The sequence below is a fragment of the Alicyclobacillus fructus genome (assembly GCF_017329605.1).
In the GTDB taxonomy this organism is placed as follows: domain Bacteria; phylum Bacillota; class Bacilli; order Alicyclobacillales; family Alicyclobacillaceae; genus Alicyclobacillus; species Alicyclobacillus fructus.
Map to the genome: position 1 here is coordinate 1 of NZ_JAFMTY010000033.1, position 17,051 is coordinate 17,051.

The 17,051-nt window shown below is 63.8% G+C and carries 17 protein-coding genes and 1 CRISPR repeat array; of the genes, 8 read left to right on the forward strand and 9 right to left on the reverse strand.

The genetic code is table 11. The features are described 5' to 3' along the window. Window positions 1-129 precede the first annotated feature (129 nt). Window positions 130-2,663: direct repeats of the CRISPR family, unit length 37 nt; unit sequence GCTTCAATGGGGCCGCCGACGATCTCGGCGGAACAAC. A 442-nt stretch (window positions 2,664-3,105) separates the two neighbouring features. Both J3481_RS13325 and J3481_RS13330 read left to right on the forward strand, forming a co-directional pair. Continuing rightward, a complete protein-coding gene (locus J3481_RS13325) occupies window positions 3,106-3,813 on the forward strand; it encodes a DUF969 domain-containing protein (protein WP_206832637.1) in 708 nt (235 codons plus the stop codon). Continuing rightward, on the forward strand, window positions 3,810-4,763 hold the full coding sequence (locus tag J3481_RS13330; protein ID WP_206832636.1) for a DUF979 domain-containing protein: 954 nt from the start codon (window positions 3,810-3,812) through the stop codon (window positions 4,761-4,763). The genes J3481_RS13325 and J3481_RS13330 overlap by 4 nt, the downstream gene beginning before the upstream one ends. A gap of 162 nt (window positions 4,764-4,925) precedes the next feature. Here the strand turns inward: J3481_RS13330 and J3481_RS13340 are convergent, their stop codons facing one another. Then, complete coding sequence (locus tag J3481_RS13340; protein WP_328702150.1) at window positions 4,926-6,122, reverse strand: MFS transporter; 1,197 nt, start codon at window positions 6,120-6,122, stop codon at window positions 4,926-4,928. Window positions 6,123-6,188: 66 nt separating this feature from the next. Between J3481_RS13340 and J3481_RS13345 the strand changes: the two genes are divergently transcribed. Next, a complete protein-coding gene (locus J3481_RS13345) occupies window positions 6,189-6,824 on the forward strand; it encodes an NUDIX hydrolase (protein ID WP_206832635.1) in 636 nt (211 codons plus the stop codon). A gap of 1 nt (window position 6,825) precedes the next feature. Here the strand turns inward: J3481_RS13345 and J3481_RS13350 are convergent, their stop codons facing one another. The 5 genes from J3481_RS13350 to J3481_RS13365 all read right to left on the reverse strand — a co-directional run bounded on the left by J3481_RS13350 (window position 6,826) and on the right by J3481_RS13365 (window position 10,952). After that, complete coding sequence (locus J3481_RS13350; RefSeq protein WP_236011703.1) at window positions 6,826-7,569, reverse strand: pirin family protein; 744 nt, start codon at window positions 7,567-7,569, stop codon at window positions 6,826-6,828. A 39-nt stretch (window positions 7,570-7,608) separates the two neighbouring features. After that, window positions 7,609-7,764, reverse strand: coding sequence for an alpha/beta hydrolase family protein (locus J3481_RS14750; RefSeq protein WP_236011697.1), 156 nt, complete (start codon window positions 7,762-7,764; stop codon window positions 7,609-7,611). Further along, window positions 7,765-8,541 (reverse strand): alpha/beta hydrolase, encoded by a 777-nt coding sequence (locus tag J3481_RS13355; protein WP_236011698.1) that lies wholly within the window; start codon window positions 8,539-8,541, stop codon window positions 7,765-7,767. A 213-nt stretch (window positions 8,542-8,754) separates the two neighbouring features. Next, window positions 8,755-9,882 (reverse strand): GGDEF domain-containing protein, encoded by a 1,128-nt coding sequence (locus J3481_RS13360; protein WP_206832633.1) that lies wholly within the window; start codon window positions 9,880-9,882, stop codon window positions 8,755-8,757. A 71-nt stretch (window positions 9,883-9,953) separates the two neighbouring features. After that, a complete protein-coding gene (locus tag J3481_RS13365; protein WP_206832632.1) occupies window positions 9,954-10,952 on the reverse strand; it encodes an asparaginase in 999 nt (332 codons plus the stop codon). Window positions 10,953-11,085: 133 nt separating this feature from the next. On the opposite strand from J3481_RS13365, the gene J3481_RS13370 reads away from it, so the two are divergent. Further along, window positions 11,086-12,030 carry a ketopantoate reductase family protein gene (locus J3481_RS13370; RefSeq protein WP_206832631.1) on the forward strand — a complete coding sequence of 315 codons (945 nt, stop codon included), beginning with the start codon at window positions 11,086-11,088 and terminating at the stop codon, window positions 12,028-12,030. 73 nt (window positions 12,031-12,103) lie between these two features. Here J3481_RS13370 and J3481_RS13375 read toward each other — a convergent pair whose 3' ends face one another. After that, window positions 12,104-12,388 (reverse strand): hypothetical protein, encoded by a 285-nt coding sequence (locus J3481_RS13375; protein WP_206832630.1) that lies wholly within the window; start codon window positions 12,386-12,388, stop codon window positions 12,104-12,106. Between the two features lie 111 nt (window positions 12,389-12,499). Continuing rightward, window positions 12,500-13,492, reverse strand: a complete 993-nt coding sequence (locus J3481_RS13380; protein WP_236011699.1) for a L,D-transpeptidase family protein — start codon at window positions 13,490-13,492, stop codon at window positions 12,500-12,502. 383 nt (window positions 13,493-13,875) lie between these two features. Here J3481_RS13380 and J3481_RS13385 point away from each other — a divergent pair, with 383 nt between their 5' ends. Next, the gene (locus J3481_RS13385; protein ID WP_206832628.1) at window positions 13,876-14,106 is read left to right on the forward strand and encodes a hypothetical protein; all 231 of its coding nucleotides are present in this window, start codon (window positions 13,876-13,878) and stop codon (window positions 14,104-14,106) included. A gap of 38 nt (window positions 14,107-14,144) precedes the next feature. Here the strand turns inward: J3481_RS13385 and J3481_RS13390 are convergent, their stop codons facing one another. Then, window positions 14,145-15,149 (reverse strand): NADP-dependent oxidoreductase, encoded by a 1,005-nt coding sequence (locus J3481_RS13390; RefSeq protein ID WP_206832627.1) that lies wholly within the window; start codon window positions 15,147-15,149, stop codon window positions 14,145-14,147. 97 nt (window positions 15,150-15,246) lie between these two features. On the opposite strand from J3481_RS13390, the gene J3481_RS13395 reads away from it, so the two are divergent. From J3481_RS13395 to J3481_RS13405, 3 genes are all read left to right on the forward strand, one after another. After that, complete coding sequence (locus tag J3481_RS13395) at window positions 15,247-15,975, forward strand: amino acid ABC transporter ATP-binding protein (protein ID WP_206832626.1); 729 nt, start codon at window positions 15,247-15,249, stop codon at window positions 15,973-15,975. Further along, window positions 15,972-16,730: an ABC transporter permease gene (locus J3481_RS13400; RefSeq protein ID WP_206832625.1), complete on the forward strand. Its 759-nt coding sequence runs from the start codon at window positions 15,972-15,974 to the stop codon at window positions 16,728-16,730. The genes J3481_RS13395 and J3481_RS13400 overlap by 4 nt, the downstream gene beginning before the upstream one ends. Beyond that, window positions 16,727-17,051 (forward strand): FAD-dependent monooxygenase (locus tag J3481_RS13405; RefSeq protein ID WP_328702171.1); only part of this gene is annotated, 325 nt, incomplete at its 3' end. The genes J3481_RS13400 and J3481_RS13405, both read left to right, overlap by 4 nt.

Consider the following 17,051-nt stretch of genomic DNA (forward strand, 5'->3'; position numbering starts at 1 on the left):
ACGCTTAAGGTCATTGTCTCTGGGGATACCCCAGCAACTCAACCCTGAGCTTGGCGTGTGTGTTCATGAAGAACTGACTCTAAACCATTTCATACGAGGGGACGAGGACATGCAAGCGAATAAGGTCATGCTTCAATGGGGCCGCCGACGATCTCGGCGGATCAACTGGTGGGGTTCGAGTAGAAGGGAGTAGATGAACGTGCGCTTCAATGGGGCCGCCGACGATCTCGGCGGATCAACCAACATAATCCGACAGCAGAGGAGAGATGCAAGAGACGCTTCAATGGGGCCGCCGACGATCTCGGCGGAACAACGAGCTTGTCGAGCGCTTCCGGAGGAATCTGTGTATGCTTCAATGGGGCCGCCGACGATCTCGGCGGAACAACGTCTGCGTCAGTCTAAATGAAAACAGCCCCCATCCCGCTTCAATGGGGCCGCCGACGATCTCGGCGGAACAACGGTGTCCAGCCAGATAACCTGACTACGCAACAGGTGCTTCAATGGGGCCGCCGACGATCTCGGCGGAACAACGGTCAAGCTCGGCGCGCTGCTCGACATTCACGAGGCGCTTCAATGGGGCCGCCGACGATCTCGGCGGAACAACACAGCATTGCCGGAAAGCGTAAAGCCTCCCAGGACGCTTCAATGGGGCCGCCGACGATCTCGGCGGAACAACAAGACGAATCATACCAATTCGAACCAATGATAGGCGGCTTCAATGGGGCCGCCGACGATCTCGGCGGAACAACGGAGTGGTGTTATACGTTGGTCTGCCAGGAAAAGGGCTTCAATGGGGCCGCCGACGATCTCGGCGGAACAACGAGAGCGACGCATCAGACGCCAAGAGACTCGCAACTGCTTCAATGGGGCCGCCGACGATCTCGGCGGAACAACTCTGCACGTCTCTGAGCCGACGGTGCGCCGGCTGATTGCTTCAATGGGGCCGCCGACGATCTCGGCGGAACAACGCGGCTCGAACTTCACGTGCCTTGCACCTCCTCGATGCTTCAATGGGGCCGCCGACGATCTCGGCGGAACAACGATCCTTGGGCTCTCATGGCATCACGCACGGCGTCGCTTCAATGGGGCCGCCGACGATCTCGGCGGAACAACTTGTACTATTTTCAGATCCCACGCATATCTTATTAGGCTTCAATGGGGCCGCCGACGATCTCGGCGGAACAACGCAGATGGACTTCTCGGCGGCGGTTAAGCAGTGGCTGGCAGCTTCAATGGGGCCGCCGACGATCTCGGCGGAACAACGCCACGGCATCGGGATACGGATCATGCGGTTGCCGCTTCAATGGGGCCGCCGACGATCTCGGCGGAACAACGGTGCGTGACCTCGGAAGGGAGTTCGCGCACTTGGCGCTTCAATGGGGCCGCCGACGATCTCGGCGGAACAACCAGCACACCGACGGTCACTCCACCGTCCGACGGCAGCTTCAATGGGGCCGCCGACGATCTCGGCGGAACAACCCCGGAAAGGTTTATGAAGAGGTTCAGAGACGAATTCGCTTCAATGGGGCCGCCGACGATCTCGGCGGAACAACCCGACGGGGGCTCTTCGGGTAGTCGATGTCAGTGTAGGCTTCAATGGGGCCGCCGACGATCTCGGCGGAACAACGGGTTCATGAGTGCCTCGTCCGGGTGAAGATAGGCCGGAAGGCTTCAATGGGGCCGCCGACGATCTCGGCGGAACAACAAGTACGAGCACATGCTGCTCGGGTTGCCGTCGGCCGCTTCAATGGGGCCGCCGACGATCTCGGCGGAACAACCGGCGCTCCTCGCTCCTGATGAATCTTACCGGTAAATGCTTCAATGGGGCCGCCGACGATCTCGGCGGAACAACTCGGAACGTGTCCGTGATCTGGCTCATCAGGCCGGAGCTTCAATGGGGCCGCCGACGATCTCGGCGGAACAACGCCCCGCAGCATCGCCTCCATGCTCTCTGCCAGCCGCAGGCTTCAATGGGGCCGCCGACGATCTCGGCGGAACAACGGTGTACGCTACGCGACGCTTACTTGGAGGTGCAGTGGCTTCAATGGGGCCGCCGACGATCTCGGCGGAACAACGTCAATGCACCAGTAGCCTGACTCGCCACCGATCCGCTTCAATGGGGCCGCCGACGATCTCGGCGGAACAACTATTCACCGATGAGCAGTTGGCAATGTTCGCAAAGGCTTCAATGGGGCCGCCGACGATCTCGGCGGAACAACGAATTCGAGCGAATGGCCGTGAGCGGAGCCTGAGCCATGCTTCAATGGGGCCGCCGACGATCTCGGCGGAACAACATACGCATCCATGATAGCCTTCATTGTACATGCTCCCCTCGCTTCAATGGGGCCGCCGACGATCTCGGCGGAACAACTATAAGCGCGCCTCTGGGCTCGTCAGCGAATAAGCTGGCTTCAATGGGGCCGCCGACGATCTCGGCGGAACAACTTTTTGCGATGGCACGAACGGTCATCTGAGCCGACGCTTCAATGGGGCCGCCGACGATCTCGGCGGAACAACGATAAACGCCTTGAGCGAGGGATACCACTCGGGCCGCTTCAATGGGGCCGCCGACGATCTCGGCGGAACAACCGGTACTCCCCTCCCCGGGTCCGCGCCAGCACGTCGCGCTTCAATGGGGCCGCCGACGATCTCGGCGGAACAACGCTTCCTTCCTGAGGCCACGTCTGGCGCGGCTTTTCGGGCCAAAAACGCGAACCTCTCCCAAACCCGCGTTTTGCACGGCGTTCAACTGCCCTCATCATACCCCTGTTTCTCGAAAAAATCCAGTCTTGGCGCGCAATTTTCCATTTCCGCGAACCTCCCGGCTTTTGGCCATCGATTCCGGTTCGCGGACGTGGTGACTCGCACAGAGACTCGTACAGAATTGTAGAAGGATTTCAGATCTGTTGCGCGAATTCGTGTCTTCATCCCGGGAAGGTGGCCTCGCGTCCCTCTGGCCCTCCGCAACCGCGCGGCAAAGGGCGTCGTTGAGGCGCCGGAAGACGTGCAGCCCGAGATGTTTCGCCTTCCTGACCTTCTGGGGCGCGATCGCTCGGCAGGTCGCACGCCTCCAGACTTACCTTTCTCATGTGGGAGGTCCGCCCAATGGTCCTGATTGGTGTACTCGTCGTCATCGTGGGGTTTGCCCTTCGCGTGAACCCGCTCCTCGTCGTGACGGTGGCCGGGATCGTCACGGGGCTCCTGGCGCACGAGTCGGTTGAGGCTATCTTGTCTCAATTCGGCACGGCGTTTGCGAAGGATCGGTACATGGCGGTGTTCGTCGCGACGCTTCCCGTCATCGGGCTCCTTGAGCGCCACGGGCTTCGCGAACAGGCCCAACGCCTCGTCTCCCGGGTGCGCGCCGCGACGACAGGCCGCATTTTGAACGCCTACCTGTTCATCCGCGAAGCCGCGGCGGCTCTGGGGCTCACATCCATCGGCGGCCCCGCACAGATGGTGCGCCCTGTGGTCGCGCCGATGGCCGAAGGCGCGGCTGAGGCCGCCTACGGAGAGTTGCCGGAATCCGTCCGACAGCACATCCGCGCGCACGCCGCCGCGGTCGACAATGTCGGCCTCTTCTTCGGCGAAGATGTCTTCGTCGCCGTCGGCGCCGTCCTGCTCATGAAAGGCGTCTTCGATCAATTCCACATCCATTCCACGCCCATCCTCATGGGGCTTTGGGCGTTGCCCACGGCCGTCGCGGTGTTTATCGTGCACAGCATCCGCCTCTACCTGCTTGACCGGAGGCTTCGCCGCTGGCTGTCCGGACGCCCGGCCGCAGCGTCGTCATCTGGAGAGGGGGTCTCTTCGTGATTCGCGTCGAGTATGTCTACGACTTCGTCGGACTCATCCTGTTCCTCTCGAGCCTGTACACGTTTCGCGATCGCGCCAATCCGCGTCGAATCACCACAGGACTCTTTTACGCGCTGTACGGCCTCGCGTTCATCCTTGCCGACGTCTTGCCGCCCTTTGTACTCGGTCTCATGGTTCTTGCGATTGTCCTCCTCGCTGGGTTTGGCGGCGTGCGCACGGGAAGCTACGGCGAGGCGAGCGCGGCCGATCGGGAAGCCAGCCGGTCGCGGCTCGGCAACCGGCTGTTCATTCCGGCCGTGCTGATCCCCCTGCTCACCGTGGCGGGCGTGGAGGGCCTGGGCCGCATTCATGTCCATTCGGTTCCGCTTCTCGATCCGGCGAACGTGACGCTGGTCGCCCTCGGGATTGCGGCCGTCATTGCCCTCGTCGCGGCTTGGTCCCTGACGAGGAGCACGCCCGTCGCTTCGCTGCGAGAGGCTCGTCGCCTCATCGAGGCCATCGGCTGGGCCGCCGTGCTTCCGCAGATGCTGGCTGTGCTCGGCACCATCTTCGCGTCCGCCGGCGTCGGCACCGTGGTCGCGCGCGTCGCCAACTCCATCATTCCGCATCACTCGCTCTTCTGGGCGGTTTTTGCGTACTGCGTCGGCATGGCCGTGTTCACCATGGTCATGGGCAACGCGTTCGCCGCTTTTCCCGTCATGACGGCCGGGATCGCCATCCCGCTCATCATCGGCCATTTTGGCGTCGATGCCGATCGCGTCGCGGCCATCGGCATGTTCGCCGGTTACTGCGGGACGCTGCTCACGCCCATGGCCGCCAACTTCAACATCGTCCCCGCGGCGCTCCTCGGCTTGCGCAGCCAGTACGCGGTCATCCGGGCGCAATGGCCCACGGCCGTGATCATCCTGGCCGTCAACATCCTGCTCATGTACGCCGTCGCCAAATGGTGACCCGTCGCGCGATCTCGGCCCAACTCGCACGGCCGGGATCGCGCGCATCCTGCGCGCGTTGGCGGATGGAGAAAAGACCGCGGGAGCGCTCAGCGAGTACCTGGGTATGCGGCAAAACACCCTTTCTCATCACATGCGGCGGCCTTGCCGCATTCGCATCCTTCATCCCGCCAGGTGCACGTCTCTCACGCGCGATCCCGACTTGCGCTTGGTCACCGCGCCCGTCCAGGCCACCACCGCGAAGAGCAGCGCGGCGAACGCCGCGAGCGCCACATCCGCCGAGCGTCCTCCCGTCCTCGCCAGCGTCCATCCGAACGCGTACGGAAGCGTCGCGCCGCCGAGCCCCGCGAAAAACGTGACCAGCCGCGTGACCAGTCCCGTGAGATCGGGAAACGCGTGATTCGCAAACACCAGCGTCACCACGTAGATGCCCGACATGAACAACCCCAGAAACACGCACTCGATGTAGCCCAAGGCGGCGCTTTCGGTCATCAGCATGGCCGCTGTCGTGATCAAGGTGCCGAGCGTCGCCAGGACCAGATACGGCCGGTAGGGCAGCTTCCGCGCGATCCATCCCGTCGCCATGCGTCCCACGACCATCGCTGACCAAAACGTGCTCACCGTGACGGACGCCGCGGTGGCGGGCACGCCGAAGTGCGCCATGAACACGGCGGGGAGGAAGTTGTTCACGCAGGACTCCACGCCCACGTAGACGACAATGCAGAGCATGAACAGCGTCAAGACGAGGGCGCGATCGCGCCGGCGCTCGAGATGGATGGCGTCCGTGTGCGCATCGCGCGGTCCTTCGTGGGCGTCGCGCGCTTCCATGGGCGTGAAGATGGAGAGAACGGCCAGCGCCGCAGCGGCTGCGGCCGCCCAGACAAAATTCGCGCGCCACGCGCCCGCCGCGATGCATGCGCTGGCGCAAAGAGGGCCGAGCACGCAGCCGAGGCCAAACGCGGCCTCCGTCCGGCTCATGATGACCGCCCGCCGCGACGGGAACCACTCGACGAGCGACGTGGAGACGGTGGCCTGCATCAACGCCATCCCGACGCCGTTGGCCAGCGAGCACGCGAGATACACCGCGGGTTGGAGCCAAGCCGTAAGCCCGGCGCTGGCTGCGGCCGTCAGCAGGCTTGACAGGACGATGGCGCCGCGGTAGCCCAGGCGTCGCACGGCGAGCGACGACAGCGGGACGCCGATCCAATAGCCGACGAACTGGAGAAAGACGAGATCGCTCCCAAATACGTAGGTGAGGTGAAGGTGCTGGACGGCGAGCGGCATGACGCTGCCCAGCGCGACGGTCGACATTCCGTTCATCAGATACAGTCCGCACGCGAGCCACACGTATGCGGGCACGGCAAGTCCTCCTTCGTTTGGCTGACACGGGCGAGGTTGTGATACGGTGAAGCTGAGGTGGGGCGAATGGGCAAGGATGGACGTCGCGAAGAGTGGCTGGATGTTTTTACTCCCGAAATGATTCCCTGCGGCACAGCTCCCCGATCCATCGTACACGAGCGCGGCCTGTGGCACCAGACGTTTCACGCATGGGTGGCCACGGGCAGAGCGCCTGACGCGCGCCTCGTGATTCAGTTGCGCGGCGCGGAAAAGGACACGAATCCACTGCGCTTTGACGTCAGCGCCGCCGGCCACCTCGAGGCCGGCGAGTCGCCGGAAGAGGGCGTGCGCGAGGTGGAGGAGGAGCTCGGCCTGCGGCTTTCCGCCGAACATCTGCACAAGCTCGGCGTGGTGGCACACGAGGCGCGGCTCGGCGACATCTGGGACCGCGAATTCAATCACCTGTACGTCGCGCTCGTCCCCGGCCTGTCCCTCGAGGACCTGCGGCCCGCGGCCGACGAGATCGCCGGCGTCTATGAGCTTTCCGTCCGCGATTTTCTCGATCTCGCCTTGGGCCGCCGGCCGGAGGCTGAGATCTCCGGCTACCGCGTGCTGCCCGGCGGGATGGTCAGGGACGCGCGCGCCGCGCGCTGGTCGGACTTCGTGCCGAGATCGCGCGCGTACCTGGAGATGCTGGAGCGGTTCTGGATGGGGCAAGGCTGAGTCAGTCGACGAACGGGCCGTTGAAGACCGGGCGTTCGCCGACGGGCTCGCCGAACACCACGACGGCCCGAAGCGTTTCGTCGGCCCGGAGGGGCGTCGGCGGGAAAGCCTCGCCGTCCGCGCGGTGCCAGATGAAGAGATCGCCCTTTTGCATGGGGATCTCCTCGTCGCCGAGGTGGCCCGCGCCGCCCAGCACGAAGACAAAGCCCTGGTGATGCTCCGGCGCCTCGAGGGTGTACGAAGCGCCAGGAGAAATCTCCACGTCCTGGTACGTCATCGGTCGATGCGTCTTGAGGGGCGATCCGCCTCCCACAATCCACTTTCGCCGCACGCCAGGCGCGGGCTCGTCCGCGGGCAGGGCTTCCGGCGGAATGTCCTCGTAGCCGGGCTCCATCCCCTTGTCGCGCCTCGGCATGTTGATCCACAGCTGCAGGCCGCTGTCGATCCCGTCCGTCCCCGGCATCTCGGAGTGCACAATCCCGCGTCCCGCCGTGACGTGTTGCGCCCCGCCTTCGGGGATGACGCTTTGATGGCCCGCGCTGTCCGCGTGCGCCACGGCGCCCTGAAGCACGTAGGTGATGATCTCAAAGCCGCGGTGCGGGTGATCGGGAAACCCGTCCGGGTGCTGGATGGAAAAGTGATCGAGCAGAAGGAACGGATCGATGTAGGGCGTCGTTCGCGACGGGAAGATGCGGGCGTGTTCATAGAACATGAGGGGCGCGCGATGCGCACCCGGGAACTTCATCCATGCCACGAGGAAGCCTCCTCTCGGTTGTCGCCTCTGTCAACCTAAGGCCGCGCGCAGCTTGTCGGCGATGCGCACGAGCGCCTTGGTTGCGCCGGGCGAGAGGCTGTAAAGCTGGGCGAAGCCGTGAATCAAGTCTTCGAAGTTTTCGATCTCGACACGGACACCTGCCTTTTGCAGCGCTTCGGCGTACATCTAGCCCACGTCGCGGAGCGGATCGTACTGCGCCGTCGCGATGTAGGCCGGCGGCAGCCCGCCGAGGTCCGGATAGAGGACGGGAGAGAACCACGGATGCGTGAGTTCGTCCAGGCTGTTCAGGTATTGGTCGCGGAACCAGAGCATCATGCCGCCGGTCAGGAGATAGCTTTCCGCATTTTCTTCGATGGATGCCGGAGGATGAGCGGGATCGTAGCCCGTGGAAGGGTAGATCAGGAGCTGAAACGCGATGGTCGGTCCGCCGCGTTCTTTCGCCAGGATGCTTGTCACGGCGGCCAGGTTGCCTCCCGCGCTGTCGCCGCCAACGGCGATGCGGGACGGATCGAGCTGAAACTCGGACGCCCGCTCCGCGATCCACTTGAGCGAATCGTAGGCGTCTTCGACGGCGGCGGGGAATTTGTGCTCAGGCGCCAGGCGATAGTCCACGGAGAACACGACCACTCGGCCGTCCTTCGCGAGCACGCGGCAGACGGGATCGTGCGTCTCCAGATCGCCGACGACCCAACCGCCGCCATGGTAGTACACGAGCGCGGGGTAGGGCGGTTCGATGCCTTCCGGGCGGTACATGCGGACGTTCAGCGTGCGGCCGGGGAGATCCATCTCGAAGTCGCGCACTTCGGCCACGGGTTCCTTTTTCACGGGCGGGAACATGGCCTGCTGTGAGCGGAACTGCTCCGCCGAGAGGTTTCGGTAATCAGGGGCGGGCATCCGGTTCAACTGGTCAAGCACCTGCTGAATGACGGGATCGAGCGGCATACGGGTCGCCTCCTCTGATGTGGGACACTTGCACTTACATTTTAGCAGTGCAGGGGAGGGGCCAGCCAGCGGAAAGACAGTCTGAATCGTGAAAGACCGCGGGTTGCGAACTCGCGCATCGCTTCGGGATCGCAGGGCCGAGGGGACGAGCCAAGGTCACAAGGCGCGATACGGGTCGGGGGCGTCCCCACAGGCGCGGACGACTTGCCGTTTTCACCCCGGCACCGCCGATTCCCAAGCCACGATTTTGTTCTTGCCCGTCTGTTTGGCCCGGTACAGGCACTGGTCCGCTCGCTCGAACAGTTCGTCCCGCGTTTCGCCAGGGCGGTGCGTCGACAGGCCGATGCTCACCGTGGCGCGATGCCCGTCGAGCTCCACGTGATGCACGTTGGCGATATACTCCCGGATCTTCTCCATATTCTGAACGGCCTGCTCGTGCGAGACCTCGGGGATGACGACCGCAAACTCTTCTCCGCCGTATCGCGCCAGAAAGTCACCCGCAGCCAAGTGCTGCTGAATGGCCTGCGCCGTGCGGCGCAGAATCTCGTCGCCAATCAGATGGCCGTACTGATCGTTGATCTGCTTGAAGTTGTCGATGTCGATCACGGCAAGGTGCAAAGGGGTGTTGGTGCCGTCGCTGATTTGCAGCGCGAAATCCAGGTACTCGTCGAATGACTTGCGATTGTACAGTCCGGTCAGCGCGTCGGTCTTCGCTTCCTTCTCCGATAAGATTTGCCGAACCCAAAGCTCGGTCTGGGCCCGCGTCTGGACGCGCAACTCGTTCCATATCCGAAGTCCAAACCGCAGGACGATGTGGCATGCGGCGGTGGCCCACAAAAGAACCAGCGCCCAAAGCGCCGACTGGCCCAGGGCCTGCAGGATGGCGCCGCTTTTTCCGTCCGACATTTGCGCCGAGGCGAGCGCCAGCAGGGCGGCGAAGGCCGCGGCGCCCGCCAACCAGACTTTTTCAACCCGAACGTGCAAGATGGCCGTCACAATGGGCAACAGGAGCGACACCCGCATCAGATCGACATCCGGATACGCGCCGATGGCGACGAGGGCGAGCAATGTGCCTGTCACAATCAGCGCGTTTTCGCGCAACGACAGGTACCGTTTTACCATCCATTCGGCGGCCGCCTCGATGGAGCAAAGCGCCAGCGGCGCAAAAACCCACGCGCGCAGCGCAAACAGAAGCAGATGGGCGCGGTGAAGCCACCATTCGCCGGGCAGAAACAGCACATTCCCTGCCAGGAAGATGGCGATAAACAGTCGATGAATCTGCACCGCCCGCTGTGCTCCATTGCGGATCTCGCGAGATTCTTCCGGAAGCGCCATGGCCATCACCAGTGTCCAAGTTCGACAAGTCTCCCCAGGATCCTGCTTCGCAGCCGCTTCGGGCACCACCGCAGAGGTCAAGGGAGGTTCAGGCTGAAGTCGGCGATGATGCGCCCCACCTCGCGTCCCTGCGTGTTGAGGATGGCCGGTTCGATGTACGACTGAAGCGCCTCTCGCTCTGCGGCCGTCACCGCGCCGAGTTCCGTCAGGGCCTTCAGCGCAACCGGCGGAATGGCGCGCGCGTTGCCGTCCAGCACCTTGATGACCATGGCGAGGCGCAGGCCGGTGTCGATCACGGCCATAAATCCCTCCGCGCCGCCCTTCGCCACGATGCGACCCTGCGTCGCGCGCATCAGGTCCGTGTCGAATCGGTCCCGGCTTCCCCCCACCAGCTCGGGATGGCGCCCCATGGCGGCGAGTATGCGCCGCATGGCAGGGGTGTGCGCGCCTTCTGCGCCGACGAACGACGCGAATGCGCGGGCCCAGGCCCGAAGTGGCAGCGCATGCACGGGGACACCGCATCCGTCCACGCCCATGCGAATCTCGTCCTTGGGAACACCCGAGAGTTCGCTGAGCGTCTCCACGATGGCCTGTTGCAGCGGGTGGTGGGCCTCCGCGTACGACGAAGGATCGGTCCCCGTGGCCCGGCAATACGCGAGCATGCCGGCGTGCTTGCCCGAGCAGTTGTTGTGAATTGGGGAAAGCGCTTCTCCCCGCCGCATCATCTCCTCGTAGGCCTCCCTGCTGTGCGGCACGTGCACGCCGCACACGAGGTGTTCAGGCCCAAGCCCGAGGCTCTTCAGAATCTCGCTCGCCTTCTCGATGTGCATCCGCTCGCTGCTGTGGGATGCGCACATGAGGGCGAGGTGGCTGTCATCGAGGGAAAAGGCCTCCAAGGCGCCCGATTCGACCACGGGGATCGCCTGAATGGGCTTGCAGGAACTGCGGGCGAACGTGAAGAAGTCGAGATCGCCGTGATGGGCAATGATATCGCCCTCCGCATTCGCGACGGCGATTGCGCCCGAGTGCCAGCTTTCGTCCACCGGGCCGCGGGTGACACGGACAAATGGCTTCATGAGTGGTCTTCCTTTCTCGCCTGAAACCGTTCTGCAGAAAGAGTGTATCACACGCAGGAGCGGCGGTCTTTACGCGCTCATGGGATTCGTTCAAGATGGAGCTAGAGCCTTGACGTGCGAGGGGGAATGGGAAATGGCGTGCGTGCGCCGCGTCACGCTGGTGGGGCTTGGCGCCATCGGCGCGAGCTACGGAGAGCGGTTGCTGGAGGCGCCGGGCGTAGCGTTGCGGGTGCTTGTGGATGAGGAGCGCAGGCGCCGTTACGAGCGGACGGGGGTTCGCGTGAATGGCAGGCGGATCGACTTTCCGCTGTTCGTCCCCGCAGGCGCCGTGGAGCCTGCGGATCTGGTGCTCTTTTGCGTGAAGTACGACGATCTCGCCGACGCCATCGACATGGTGAAAGGCCACATCGGTCCGCACACCATCTTCATGTCGCTCTTGAACGGGATCGCGAGCGAAGATGACCTTCAGGCGGCGTTTCCGGAGCACCCCGTCCTGCACGCCATCAGCATCGCGATCGACGCCGTGCGCGAGGGGCGCGAGGTCACCTATTCGACGTTGGGCCGCATCGTCTTTGGGGACGCCACGGGGCGCTACGCGGACGCGGTGCGCACCGTCCAGGACATCCTGGATCGCGCCGGGATTCCCTACGAGGTGCCTGACGACATTCTGCGCGCCGTCTGGTGGAAGTTCATGATCAACGTGGGCATCAATCAGGCGTCGGCGGTGTTGCGAGCGCCCTACGGGGTGTTTCAGCAGTCGGAGGATGCGCGGGAAGTGATGCGCATGGCGATGCGGGAAGTGGTGGCCATCGCGCAGAGGTTGGGCATCTCGCTTGCTGAGGAGGACGTGCGCCGCTTTGACGACATTTTGCACGCCATGTCGCCAAACGGCAAGACGTCCATGCTTCAGGACGTCGAGGCGAACCGGTCGACCGAGGTCGATCAGTTTGCGGGCATGGTGATTCACCTCGGCGAAAAGCTCGGCGTGGCCACACCGGTCAATCGCCTGCTGTACCACGCCATTCGCACCATCGCCCCGCACGAGCGGGCGACGTCTCCGGTCCCGTCGTCTTCCTGACGGGACGAACGCCTAGGGCCGCGGGCGTTTGCCCGCGCCGCGGCCGCAAAGGGCGTGCGGCATCCAGCGCCCATCATTGCAGCTGGTAGTCCTCGGGCGTCTTCAGCTCGCCCGCAAGCGCCTGCTCGATGTCGATCCGGATGGCATCGTCGATGCCCGACATCCGGTTCCGGTAAAACTTCCGGCCGATGGCGTAAATCTGCTGCCGCAGCGCCTCGTCGTCCGGGTGTTTCGGCAACTCCTTCAGCAGTTTGTAGTATCTGCTCTCCACGGAGTCCTGCCTGCGAATGTAAACGTACAGGTAATAGCATCCGCCAAGCACGATGGCGGCGGAGATCAGCCAGTACACAAACTTCATACGCGCCTCGCCTCCTGAAGGCATTGCATCCCCTTTCTCTTCGATTCAAGTTTACCTCGTCTCACCCCGGCCGATCTCGTCCGCCCTTCGATGTTCGAACAAACGACACACTCACGAGGGAAGCGGAACCGACGTGATGGTGACGAGCGTGCCGATGTGCGTGAAGCTGAACACCTTGGCCGCAGCCGAAAGCGGCAGTTCGACGCACCCGAGGCTCTGGGGGAAGCCATACTTCTGGCGCAGAAAACCGTGCACCGCACATCCTTTGTAGAAGTAACTCACGTCGGGAACGCCGGGATCGTCGTACGGAGTTCCGTCTGGATCCTTGCCCTTCATCTCCTGCGATGCGTATTGCGCGTAGACGCCGTAGGTGCCGTACGGCGTCGGCGCCTCGGCGATGCCCGTGTTGCAGAGCGATTTGAACACCAGCTTTCCATCGACCCACAGCTCCAGGGTCTCGGGCAAAGACGTGGTGACGAGGATGTAGCTGTACGGCTGAACCGGCGCCATCTGGCCCGTCGCGAGCGCCTGCGCCAATGCGCGGAGCACGTCGGGCCCGGCGATCCCGTCCACGGCGAGATGGTGCTGCGCCTCAAACGACATCACGGCGCCCTCCGTGATGGGCGTGTCGGCGGACGGTGACCACAGCGACGTCCAGGTGCGCGGCTGGTCATCGCGCAGCTTCCAGGAACCCTGCAAGGGTTGGTAGGTTTGCGCGCGAGCGCTTGCGGCAAGCGCGAGCCGTACCGCCTGTGTGGATTCGGGGCGGGACGGGGTGAACGCCGCCGGGAGGTAGCCGAGGACCGACAGCGCTTCGTTCAGCCAGAGAGCCTTGGCGCCCGTGTCCCCGACGCCGATGACCACGCCCTGGGCCTTGGGAGACGACTTCGCCCGGGCCTGAGCCGATTTGTTGCTCTGGCTTCCGTCCGATGCAGGAGGGGGTCCCTGTTGCGCGAGCTTCTGAAGACTCTTCCAATCCTGTTGCAGGGACGTCCACGTCGACGGCGGAACCTGGGGCGATGGGAGAACGGTGTCATCGCTCGTCGCGCCCCAGGAAAACGGCAAAGGGCCGATCCACACGCACAGCGCCAAAATCAAAGCCATCCAACGAGTCCACCGAGTGCGCATAGCCATCTCTCCATCTTCCGGGGAACACCTGGAACCGGACCCCGCTGTCGTCCACAGAATCTTCTTCCATATAGTTTACCGAAGATTCCCGTCACAAGCTGTCGAAACCTGCAACCGGCTCACGATGATCAGGTGTATGCGGCTGGCGCGCCAACATGCCGCGTCCCTCTTGCTTGACGCATTCCGTGGCGGGCCGGAGGCGCCTGCCTTCGGGCGTCACCAGAACAGACGGAGCATCGCTTGTCCGCGTGACGCGGTGGCGCGAGGCACAAGCCGAGGGGATTTGTTTTGATGTTGATCACTTCTGTTCCATGGTATAATCGGGAATACCAAGTTTGTGCGGAATGCGGGGGCCAAGTGTGTTGCGCGCACTCACGACGTTGGCGAGAAGCCTGTTGACCATCTTGACCGCGGCGGTCTTGTTCGCGTTCAATTTCGAGCTGGTCGGCATCGTGGCGTTTCGCTATCTCTACAACCCGCACAGCGCGATGGGGCACGACATCGCGCTTGTCCTGCACGCGCTCTTATCCGGCGTTCTGACGGCCTGGATGTACCGGCAGTTTTTTCATGACCACCTCTGGCGCGCATGAAAAAGGGCAAGCCGCGAGGCTTGCCCTTTTTGCCGATCTCACGAGACCTTGACGACGAGTTTCCCCGTGTTCACGCCTGTGAACAGGCCGAGGAACGCGTCAATGGTCCGGTCGAAGCCCTCGATCACCGTTTCACGCGACTTCAGCCGGCCTTCGTTGAACCAGGTCTGAAGCTTTTGAAGTCCTTCTGGGAAGCGAGGGGCATAGTCGCCGACAATAAACCCTTGCATCTTTGCCTTTCGCGTGAGGAGCAGGGGACCCGGGCGCGGACCTACGTCCGGTTTGTCGAGATTGTACAGCGCGATCTGCCCGCAAAGCGAGATGCGCGCGAAGTCGTTGATGCGCTTCAGCACCTCGTCGGAGACCGTACCGCCCACGTTGTCAAAATACACGTCGATACCGTTTGGACAAGCCTGTTTCAGGTCCTGCGCGAATGTGGGGGATTTGTAGTTGACCGCGGCGTCAAAACCGAGCTCCTCCGTCAGGAAGCGCACCTTGTCGTCCGACCCGGCGATGCCGACGGCCCGGCAGCCGAGGATCTTCGCGATCTGGCCCACCACCATGCCCACGGCGCCGGCGGCTCCCGAGACCACCACCGTCTCGCCCGGCTTCGGATCGCACACGTCGATGAGGCCAAAGTAGGCGGTCAAGCCGGTCATGCCCAGCAGCCCGAGCGCAAGCGTCAACGGTTTGGGCGCCGGATCGAGCTTCTGAACCTTGGTGCCCGGCACGACGGCGTGCGTCTGCCATCCCGTCTGGGTGAGCACGATGTCGCCTGGCCGGAGCTGTTCAGCCTTGGATTCGACGATCTCGCACACGGCACCGCCGGTGATGGGTTCGTTCAAGCGATATGGGGGCACGTACGACTTCACGTCGTTCATGCGCCCGCGCATATACGGATCCACCGACAGATACAACGTTTTGACAAGCACCTGGCCCTCTTCAAGCGGCGGGAGATCGACCGTTTCAAAGCGAAAACAGTCGAGGGTGGGCATGCCTTGCGGCCGCTTCGCGAGCACGATGCGCTTGGCGGTGACAGTCATGGGAGCACCTCCGTCCAATTCGATACACCAACCATTGGGGCACAATACGGATGCCCGGACCTCAGTATACACCATGCGCGGAGCGGAGGCGAAACCGGTGGCATCGCACGCAGTCGAACTGAAGAACGTCGGCTTTGAAACAGGCGGCTTGTGGCTGCTTCGCGGGGTGTCGGCCGAGGTGGACGTCGGAAAAACCGTCGCCATCATCGGTCCGTCCGGCGCGGGGAAGAGCACCCTCATCTCGCTCATCAACCTGCTTCGAACGCCGACGGAGGGCGAGATCGTCGTGATGGGGCGGGAGGTGCGCGAGTGGCCCGTGCGAGAGCTGCGGCAGCGGGTAGGGATGGTGTTTCAGTCGCCCGTCATCTTCCCCGGTACGGTGCGGGAGAACGTGCTTCTGGGGCTCGAACTCCATCACCGGCCTCCCCGGGATGTCGGAGACCTTCTCCGCATGGTGGATCTGCCGCCTGATCTCGCCGATCACCCGGCCGAGGATCTGTCCGGCGGCCAGAAGAGCCGCGTCGCACTCGCGCGCACGCTCGCCATGGAGCCGGACATCTTGCTTCTCGATGAGGTGACCGCGGCGCTCGACGTGCACGCGAAGCGCGAGGTGGAATCGACGCTCCTTCGCCTGAAGCAGACCTTGCACCAGACGATGCTTTGGGTCACGCACGATCTCGACCAGGCGCGCCGCGTGGCGGACGAGGTCTGGTTCGTCGCGGGAGGAAGGCTCGTGGAGCGCGGATCGCCGGATGAGCTCTTCACCGAACCGCGGAGTGAGGCGCTGAAGTCGTTCCTGGCGGAGGGTGGAGATCCGAGGTCATGAGTTACGTGTCGCTCTCGTTCACCGTGCTCTTCGTGGCGCTGTCCATCGCGCTCTCGCTGTGGCTTCGGCTTGGCGTGGAGCGCGACATCGTGGTGGCCGCGGTGCGCGCCGCGGTGCAGCTCATCGTGATTGGCTACATTCTCAAGTGGGTGTTTGCGTCCCAGCGGCTGATCTTCATCCTCCTCATGGTGGCGCTCATCATCGCCGTCGCCGCCTGGAACGCGCGGGGGCGGGCCAAGGGCATCCCGGGCGCGTTCTGGCGAATTGCCCTCGGACTCGTCGTCACGGAGGTTCTCACCCAGGCCGTGCTTGTGGGGTTCGGCGTCATCCCGTTCCAGGCGCGCTACGTGATCACGACGTCCGGCATGATCGTCGGCAACTCCATGGTGGCGGCGGGCCTCTTGATGAACCGGCTGCGTCGGGAGGTGGAGAGCGGCCGGAGCGAGATCGTGGCGGTTCTGGCGCTCGGCGGATCGCCCCGGCAGGCGATGTACCCGCGGCTTGTGCAGGCCATCCGCGCCGGCATGATCCCGACCATCGACTCCACGAAGACAACCGGACTCGTGCAACTGCCCGGCATGATGACCGGCCAGATCATCGCGGGCCAGGACCCCGTGCAGGCGGTGCGGTACCAGCTGATGATTTTGTTCTGCATCCTGGCGGGATCGGCCGTGACGAGCATCGTGATTGGGTTCCTGACGTACCCGACGCTGTTCAACCGGTATCAGCAGCTGCGGGAGGACGTGTTGACGTGAAGCTCGGCATCGTGGGCGCGGGGGTTGCGGGGCTCGCCGCCGCTCTGGCCTGCGCCCGCGCGGGCATCGCGTACGAGTTGCTCGATCGCGCCGCACAACCGCTCGCAGGCGGGGTGGCGCTGACGCTGTGGCCGAACGCGCTTCGCGCGCTCTGCGATCTCGGCGTGGACGTGCGCGGCGCAGGGTGGGCGCCGATTGAGGAGGGCGACACTGCCGACATGCGCGGGCGCTTTTGTCCATCGGACTTGCCGCCGCGGATAAAGAAGTGCAGGCGGAGAAGCTTCAGGCGAGCCGCGCGTTTGTGCAGGCCTGGCATGGGAC

Excerpts from the sequence above, each read along its gene's own strand:
- J3481_RS13345 (WP_206832635.1), top strand. The coding sequence starts at position 6,189 with ATGGGCAAGGATGGACGTCGCGAAGAGTGGCTGGATGTTTTTACTCCC.
- J3481_RS13325 (WP_206832637.1), top strand. The coding sequence starts at position 3,106 with ATGGTCCTGATTGGTGTACTCGTCGTCATCGTGGGGTTTGCCCTTCGC.
- J3481_RS13370 (WP_206832631.1), top strand. The coding sequence starts at position 11,086 with ATGGCGTGCGTGCGCCGCGTCACGCTGGTGGGGCTTGGCGCCATCGGC.
- J3481_RS13390 (WP_206832627.1), bottom strand. The coding sequence starts at position 15,149 with ATGACTGTCACCGCCAAGCGCATCGTGCTCGCGAAGCGGCCGCAAGGC.
- J3481_RS13355 (WP_236011698.1), bottom strand. The coding sequence starts at position 8,541 with ATGCCGCTCGATCCCGTCATTCAGCAGGTGCTTGACCAGTTGAACCGG.
- J3481_RS13380 (WP_236011699.1), bottom strand. The coding sequence starts at position 13,492 with ATGGCTTTGATTTTGGCGCTGTGCGTGTGGATCGGCCCTTTGCCGTTT.
- J3481_RS13360 (WP_206832633.1), bottom strand. The coding sequence starts at position 9,882 with ATGGCCATGGCGCTTCCGGAAGAATCTCGCGAGATCCGCAATGGAGCA.
- J3481_RS14750 (WP_236011697.1), bottom strand. The coding sequence starts at position 7,764 with ATGTACGCCGAAGCGCTGCAAAAGGCAGGTGTCCGTGTCGAGATCGAA.
- J3481_RS13400 (WP_206832625.1), top strand. The coding sequence starts at position 15,972 with ATGAGTTACGTGTCGCTCTCGTTCACCGTGCTCTTCGTGGCGCTGTCC.
- J3481_RS13365 (WP_206832632.1), bottom strand. The coding sequence starts at position 10,952 with ATGAAGCCATTTGTCCGTGTCACCCGCGGCCCGGTGGACGAAAGCTGG.
- J3481_RS13350 (WP_236011703.1), bottom strand. The coding sequence starts at position 7,569 with ATGAAGTTCCCGGGTGCGCATCGCGCGCCCCTCATGTTCTATGAACAC.
- J3481_RS13375 (WP_206832630.1), bottom strand. The coding sequence starts at position 12,388 with ATGAAGTTTGTGTACTGGCTGATCTCCGCCGCCATCGTGCTTGGCGGA.